Raw genomic sequence first — 7177 nt, 5'->3', positions numbered from 1 at the left:
CCGCCCCCGCACGGAATCGGTGCGCAGCTTCTCGCGGAGCACCGCGCCGGCGAGGACGGCCCGCTCGTACTGCAACGGAACGCGAGGTACCTCCCACTGCCCCGGCCCCAGGTCCGAGGGCCGGGGCGGCGCGGACGGTGTGCCTGGGTCGGCCGGGGGCCGCCGGTCCGGGTCCGGGAGGGTGGTCGGCGGGCGGCGGGCGGCGGGCGGGTTCGAGGTCGGCCAGCGACCAGCGGGCGGTGTAGAGGAGGTAGGCGGGCAGCAGGCCGCGCAGCGTCTTCAGCTCGCTGATGTCCAGGCAGTACGTGGCGCGCGCGGCGTCCACGATTTGCTCGTCCAGGCCCGGCTCGCGGCGGCGGCCGCGCAGGACGAGAGCGAGGTGACGACAGGCTTCGGCGAGCAGGTGCCGGCGGTGGGTCAGCTCGCCGAGGTATGGCACCGCATCGACGCCGAGCCCGGCGATCTCAGCGACCTTGTCCAAGCCGACCACCGGGTCGCCACCGTCGGACGGGGATCTCAACACGCACGAGAAGACACTCATCGCCGAGCTACGGGATCGCTGCCAGCGACGCCAAATCCTCGGTGCGCAGGCCCCACACAGGCCGAGGTCCGGCCTACGGCAGGATCGCTGCCGGGGCGTCACCTCACCAGTTGCCCGGATCGGCTATCAGCGCGACTCTCCGAAGTACACACGGCCACAATGGGCCGTACCACGCAAGGAGAGAGACGATGGCCCCAGCGCCGGGGTGGCAAGCACACCGCCCCGGTGCCCCAGGTGACGATGGTCAACGCGACGGAGGCTGTTCGATCGCGCCGCCCCGATGATGTGTAGGGATGTAGCCCTTCGCCCCAGGTGGCAGAGCATCGAGGCACGCCTTGGAGCAGGCGTTGACCAGTAGCGGCAGGACGTCGGTCGCCACCACCTGGGAGAGCCACGCCTGGTGCGGGCCCGGCGCCGAGATCGGGCCGGTGCAGACACTGCAGGTGCGTGCCGCGGTGGTGCCCCAGCGGGCGGGAGCCAGGCCGTCGAGGTCCAGGACCGTATCGCCGGGCGGGAGGAGACGCGGGAACGGCGGCCGGTACTTGTAGTTGCCGTAGATCGAGCGTGTGCTCACCGTGCTGTTCACCAGCCGAGCGCATCGCGTGATTTCGTACGGGAACCAGTGCAGCCGCCGCGAAGTGTAGGGGCTGAACTCCTCCAGGCTTGTCATGTCGCCGATCTCCGGGGGTATCCGGACCAGGTTGCTTCCGTACAGCACAAGGGTCCGCACCGCCGTCAGTCGCCCGATCGACGCCGGCAGCGTCACGATCTGCCGCCGCTCCTCAGGGCTCAGCTCCGGCAGCGGGCGGAACTCCTCCCGCCCGTCGGACGCCGCCTCTTCGATCAGCTCCAGCAGCCGGAGCCAGCCCGGAGCACTGGTGTCCTGGATCTCGGCGTGGAAGGACGTCGCGGCGCCGGGCGGACTCACCCGGACCTGGCTGAAGCAGTGGCAGCGGTCCTGCAGCACCCCGGGCTGGGAGTCCACCGCCTCGGGAAAGCGGTTCGGGAAGACCTGTGCGGGCAGCTGTTCGTCCGTCATGGCGCAACGATAAGGACGTGGCGCCCGGTACGGCGCCATCCGGTGTCCCCGGCCGGTGATGTAACCGCCCTCCGTCAGCTACTTGGTGATGCTGTCGGCCAGGAAGCCCCCGTGTGGGTTGACGAGATCTCACTGATGCCCTCGCCAGCGGCCGTTGCTCGCCCACCCAACGATCACGGCCTTCGTGAACCACGCCACTTTAACTTCGATGGCACACGTCAATCTTCGACGGCACAGAACACCCAAGTGCACGACGATTCCCCGCTGACCCGTCTCGACATGTTGCGGTTCGCCCGCCGCATCGTCGAGCAGCAGGCCGCGCGACAGCTGGACCAGATCGACCAGCGGATCGCGGATGAGGAACGGCGCGAGCACGAGCGGCAGCAGGGCGAGCAGCATCGGCCGCCGGCACCCGACTGGCTGCTGGAGCTCGGCCTCAACCGTGAGGCGGCCGCCGTATACGTCCAGCCGGCGGCTGCTGGAACGCCGGTGGGCGCAGCAAAGGTGTCGACCGATCGACCGCACTTAGGGCACTGGCCGAAGGCGTCGCGGCCTGCCCGCACTGCCGACCGGACGCCGAGTTGGGCGTCCTCAGCCAGAGAGTGTCCGGCGGGTGGGCTGCTCAACTGTCCTTTGTGCAGCGTGAATCGAGATCGTCACCGGTTCGATGGAACCGGGCGCCTGAATCGTTTGCATAGGACCGAGCCGGAGATCTTCTTCCCTGCGGCCGGCGCTCCTCGGCAGTCCTGCCGACTGGCACCGCCGGTTCGAGACCACCATCCATGGGAGGGAACATGCGTATCCGTACCACCGTCGCCGCCTGCACCCTGGCTGCGGCAGCCATCCTCGGAAGCTCCGGAGCCGCCTCCGCCGACTCCGGCGCCGAAGGCGCAGCGGTGGGCTCACCCGGCGTCGTCTCAGGCAATGTGCTCCAGATGCCGATCCATGTGCCGATCAACGCGTGCGGCAACAGCATCGACATCGTCGGCCTGCTGAACCCGACGTACGGCAACGTCTGCGTCAACGACTGACGCGAATCCGCCCGGAAGAACCTCGCTGCGGCGCTCCCGGCGTGGCTGGGACCGGCCGGATGATGCATGACATAGGCCGGACAAATGGGACGGCCAAGCCGGACCGCCGTCCGGCTCCGCAGTGCCCGGGCGTGTCCGGTGGGCAAGGAACCGTCCACCGGACACGCCTTCAGGCGCTACGCGGCGGACGTCCCGTGTCTTCTTCGCGGCGATCCGGTTCAGCTTGGCGCGGGCCCGCTCGGAGACCACGGGCAGGAAGCGCGGCTCGCCGTCGTCGTCGACAGCGGTGACGTGCTCGTGCTCCAGGTCCTCAAGGCAGGCGGCGGTCTGGTCGCCGCGCCGGGAGGTCCAGCGGATCAGCACCTGCGGCACCCGGCGACGTCCATCACCGGGCGGCGCCCGGCGGTGACGGTGTGCGGCTCGGAGGCCATCCCCAGCACCTCACACACCTCCATCATCACGATCTCGTTGTAGAGCGCGGAGGCGGCCACCGCATTCTCGTACCGCGCGAGGCCGTTCATGATCGCGGTTTCGGTGACCCTCCATGGCCCTGGCAGTGAAAGTGATCCAGAACCACTTTTCAGCGTCGCCGACACTCGCCCAGCCCACGCGGTGACGGCACCCGATCGATCGCCGCCCTGACACGCCTTCGGATCCGGGAACAGGTATGGCGCCTGCGAGTCGAGAATCTTCTGCCCGAGCACCGCCTGTACCTCATCCCGGCACCTCCGGCATCGGCCACGTTCGACGCGAACGCCCGACGCGCCCTGTGCGCGCCCACTCACCTGTCCAGCCCGGCCCGGTCGCTGAGTCGTTCCAGCAGTTACCCGATTGCCTCCGGCGGCATCGGCTCACCCAGCGGGGCCCGGAACAGGTTCACCAGCAGGAAGTCGCTCCCGCCGCTCCCGAGCAGCCGGTTGCGCTCCTCGTAGTAGAGGTCGAATGCGGAGACTACAAGGAAGTCCAGCGGCGCCACCCACGCCTGCCGTGACTTCGACCAGGCCCCGTTCCCGTTCTCCCGCCGACGCACATGCACGTGGGCGCCCTGGTAGTCGCAGCCCAGCGCACGGGAGTCCGGCAGCAGATGGACATCGCTGCGCCGCAGGCCCGCCACCTGGCCGCGGCGCAGCCCGACTCTGCCGACCGGCAGGGCGCTGAGTCGGTCCCGCGCGTTGCGGCAGGCGGCGAACATGGCCACCAGCTCGGCGTCCTCGGCCCGGTCCACCTGTGTCTCCGGCTCGCGAAGCGAGTGCACCGGCCGCAGCCGGTAGAACAGGCCGCCGTTCTCGCCCTGGGCTTCCGCCGGGAGGTCCCGGCTGTCGGCGAGCTCGTAGATCTGCCCAGGCACCGACCTCGGCGCCTCCCTCACCGACACCGCGTACGACAACAGGCCCCGCACCGCGACGAGCACCCGGTTGATCCGGCGCTCACCCCGCACCGGCACGGCCCCCGGCCCCGGCCGCACCACCGACGCCGCCCCGTCCCGGGGCGCCGGGGTGTACTTCAGCCAGACCATGAACAGACCGAGGTCGCGCCCGGCCGCCGTCCACTCCCGGCGTGTCGACCGGCACCACCGCAGGCAGAGCGCGACGCCACCGGCGTACGCCTTTGTCGTCAGCTCCGCCCGGTCTCGACCGAGCCGCAGATTCCGAAGCCATTGATCAGTAATTGCGACGACCTCCAGGTCGTCGTCGAGGACCGTCCAGTTGCTCGGTCCGGACGGAATCACCAAGAGGAATGCCGCACCATCAACTCCTGCCACGAGTCGTGCAACAACCCGCCGCAGAGCCACACCCCACGAGAACGAGTCCCAGGAGCTCAACGAACGCACCTGACTCCACTTCACACCACAGCAGATCCACCCCGAGGGAAACGAGCTGAGCGTTGTTGCCGTACCGAACCGTGAGTCCCTGGCACTGTGCGCATGGGCCGATCTGCTCGGGCTTGCAGCCGAGCAGATCGCTGCCGATGCGGGGAGGGGCGTCGAGGGATCGATGCGTCTGACGGAGTCGTTCATGCATCCGAATCTACGTCGGGCGATCCATAGAGCTCTGTCACCGCGGCCGTCGGCTGGTGTCCCGTGCCGTCGGTTGAGCCGTATCGCGCCCGGGCCACCGCCCCATTGATAGGGATGCGTGCCAATTGCCACCATGTTGAGATTGGTCGGCGACTCATGTGTGGGAAATGTGCTCAGCTTCCGGGGAAGGCCATCTCAGACGAGCCGGACACTCGTCGCTGCCTCCTGTGCCCTGTCCACCTTGGGACTCATCCTGGGAACCCCGTTCATTCTGAACGTGCTCGCGCCGGATGACCTGAACTGGGGTCAGCTGAGCAACGTCAGTCAGACCTATGGTGCGCTGTCCGTGCTCTTCTCTGCAGCTGCACTGGCCGGAGTGGCTGCCTCCCTCTGGTACCAGGCTCGACAGACTCGGATAGCCCAGGAAGCCGCGCGGCGCGATGCGCATCGAGAGCTGATCATCCTGGCGCTCGGCGACCCTACGCTCCTCGCATGCTGGGAGCCTCCGCATACGCCGATGACGGCCACCCGGAGGAAGCAAATCCTGTTCACCAACCTCATCGTCACCAACTGGGAGTCCGACTTCAGGCTCGGGAATCTGAGCGAAGCCGCGCTCCGGGACATGTTCGACGGACACTTCCAGGGCGAGATCGCGCGGGAGCACTGGATGACCGGAGGTCCTGGGTGGCGCGTCTCGGCAGAGCTTTCGCCGACCGGATGCGCCGCCAGTTTGTCGAGGTTGCCGACGAACGCTACGCGCGCGCCATCGCCGACGGCCCTCCGGTGGCAACTACTGAGTACTTTCAGACTGCTCCGTAACAAGCCAGGCTGCCGAACAGCCGCTACTTCTCAGTTCGGCTGGGGGCGAACAGATCAAGCTTCCCTACGTTGTTCTGCGGGAGGCGGAACACTGGGCGGGCAAGCCACCCCTGAGCCTGGGCAAGCTCCACTGCTCCGGGGTGGGCACGCCTGTCACAGCAGCCCAGGCCGGGCCGCGTACCGGGTCCCAGTGGCGGGTCACCATGAAGCCGGTGCTGTTCAGTGCGCTACGACCGGTGGCCCTGACGCTCCGGGTCGAAACGCCCAGATCTCCTTGAGCTACGCGGACTGCTGCGCGTAGCGGATCGTCGCCTTCGAGGCGTGCCGGTAGGCATCCTGTCGCTCCTGTAACGCTGCGTTGCAGAGCGAGCAGTGATCGCGCGGCATCTCGGCGAGCGCGCCTTGCCGGCCACGGTGGACCGCAGGAGGAACTTGTACGCACGGATCACCGGGCCCACCCCCCTTTTCCAAGACCACCGCCGGTGAGATCACCGTACCGGCCACCACTGACAACGAAGCGAACTCCGGCGCTGCACGCCTCCGCAACAAGCATGCGTTTCCCTCCCCCGGCTGAAGCCAGGGATATCCACGCAAGATCAACGGTTGGTGTCCTCCACCGTCGCCGGCGTGGGGGTTACACCTCGGCGAGTCGGTTCGGTGAGGGTCTGCGCGACGGCTTCTGTGAACCTTTGGTGTTCCGCTGAAGCGCTCCGGGATCGGTGGAGGCTCTATGCGTTGGCTCCAGCCGCCGGTTGGGGCTGGTGTTGAGCGTAGTGGTTGGTCTCGTGTTCGTGGGGCGGTATGTCCCCGATGGCGGTATGGAGGCGCTGGTTGTTGAACCAGTCGACCCATTCCGCGGTGCCGAGCTCGACGTCGGCCAGGCCGTGCCAGGGCCTTCGGGGCTTGATCAGCTCCGTCTTGTAGAGGCCGATCTGGGACTCCATGAGCGCGTTGTCCAGGGCGTCGCCGACGGTGCCGATCGAGGCGTCGATGCCGGCCTCGAGCAGGTGCGCGGTGAACGCGAAAGACGTGTATTGACTGCCCGCGTCCGAGTGATGAACGAGCCCGGGACCTGCGGGAATGCCAGCCCGGTCGCGGCGCCACAGGGCCATGTCCAGTGCGTCGAGGACGAGCTTGGCCCGCTTGCTGGTGGCGGCCGACCAGCCGACGATCGCCCGGGAGAACACGTCCACGACGAAGGCGACGTAGACGATGCCCGACCAGGTGGCGACATAGGTGAAGTCGGCGACCCACCGCTCGTTCGGACGGGATGCGGTGAAGTCGCGTCTGAGCAGGTCAGAGGCCCGGTCATGGCCATCGTCGCGGATGGTGGTGCGGACCTTCTTCCCGCGTCGGGCACCCTCAAGACCAAGGTCACGCATCAGCCGGGCGACCGTGCAGCGGGCCACGGGTATGCCCTCGCGGTGCAGCTGCCGCCAGACCTTCCGCACTCCGTAGACACCGAAGTTGTCGGCGTGGACGCGGCTGATCTGCGTCTTCAGCTCCGCGTCGCGGACGAACCGCTGGCTGGGGGTGCGGTTCTTGGCGGCGTAGTAGGTGCTCGTCGCGATCTTCAGTCCGTGGCTGGTCAGGACTTTGCAGATCGGCTCGACTCCGAACACCTGCCGGTGGGCGTCGATGAACGCTACGAGCGCTTCGACGGCCGGTCGAGCTCGGCGATGCTCCTATGTCAAGCTGCCAGGCGAACTGGGAGGTCAGAGGCGGTCGCA

At 68.1% G+C, this 7177-nt stretch carries 7 protein-coding genes and 3 pseudogenes; 3 read left to right on the top strand and 7 right to left on the bottom strand.

Annotated elements, in window-relative coordinates; genetic code table 11:
- From ABT288_RS48845 to ABT288_RS48835, 3 genes and pseudogenes are all read right to left on the bottom strand, one after another.
- Positions 1-481, bottom strand: a pseudogene (locus tag ABT288_RS48845) (hypothetical protein); the annotation flags it as partial.
- Positions 482-785: 304 nt separating this feature from the next.
- Positions 786-1580 (bottom strand): leucine-rich repeat domain-containing protein, encoded by a 795-nt coding sequence (locus tag ABT288_RS48840; protein WP_351623200.1) that lies wholly within the window; start codon positions 1578-1580, stop codon positions 786-788.
- 129 nt (positions 1581-1709) lie between these two features.
- A complete protein-coding gene (locus ABT288_RS48835; protein WP_351623198.1) occupies positions 1710-1979 on the bottom strand; it encodes a hypothetical protein in 270 nt (89 codons plus the stop codon).
- 59 nt (positions 1980-2038) lie between these two features.
- Between ABT288_RS48835 and ABT288_RS48830 the strand changes: the two genes are divergently transcribed.
- Both ABT288_RS48830 and ABT288_RS48825 read left to right on the top strand, forming a co-directional pair.
- On the top strand, positions 2039-2278 hold the full coding sequence (locus ABT288_RS48830; protein ID WP_351623202.1) for a DUF6233 domain-containing protein: 240 nt from the start codon (positions 2039-2041) through the stop codon (positions 2276-2278).
- Positions 2279-2374: 96 nt separating this feature from the next.
- Positions 2375-2611, top strand: coding sequence for a chaplin (locus tag ABT288_RS48825; RefSeq protein ID WP_351623196.1), 237 nt, complete (start codon positions 2375-2377; stop codon positions 2609-2611).
- A 356-nt stretch (positions 2612-2967) separates the two neighbouring features.
- On the opposite strand, the gene ABT288_RS48820 is transcribed toward ABT288_RS48825, so the two are convergent.
- Positions 2968-3132, bottom strand: coding sequence for a hypothetical protein (locus tag ABT288_RS48820; protein WP_351623194.1), 165 nt, complete (start codon positions 3130-3132; stop codon positions 2968-2970).
- A 302-nt stretch (positions 3133-3434) separates the two neighbouring features.
- Positions 3435-4343, bottom strand: coding sequence for a site-specific integrase (locus ABT288_RS48815; protein WP_351623192.1), 909 nt, complete (start codon positions 4341-4343; stop codon positions 3435-3437).
- Between the two features lie 418 nt (positions 4344-4761).
- Between ABT288_RS48815 and ABT288_RS50475 the strand changes: the two genes are divergently transcribed.
- Positions 4762-5748, top strand: coding sequence for a DUF6082 family protein (locus ABT288_RS50475; protein WP_502973022.1), 987 nt, complete (start codon positions 4762-4764; stop codon positions 5746-5748).
- Here ABT288_RS50475 and ABT288_RS48805 read toward each other — a convergent pair.
- Positions 5730-5896 (bottom strand): annotated as a pseudogene (locus ABT288_RS48805) (RNA-guided endonuclease TnpB family protein); the annotation flags it as partial. The gene ABT288_RS50475 and the pseudogene ABT288_RS48805 overlap by 19 nt on opposite strands.
- Positions 5897-6175: 279 nt before the next feature.
- Positions 6176-7102: pseudogene (locus ABT288_RS48800) on the bottom strand (IS3 family transposase); the annotation flags it as partial.
- Positions 7103-7177 lie beyond the last annotated feature (75 nt).

Origin of the sequence: Streptomyces sp. NPDC001093 (assembly GCF_040298985.1) — a bacterium.
In the GTDB taxonomy this organism is placed as follows: domain Bacteria; phylum Actinomycetota; class Actinomycetes; order Streptomycetales; family Streptomycetaceae; genus Streptomyces.
The sequence above is the reverse complement of the archived record's forward strand: the minus strand, read 5'-3'. Positions and strand labels throughout refer to the sequence as shown.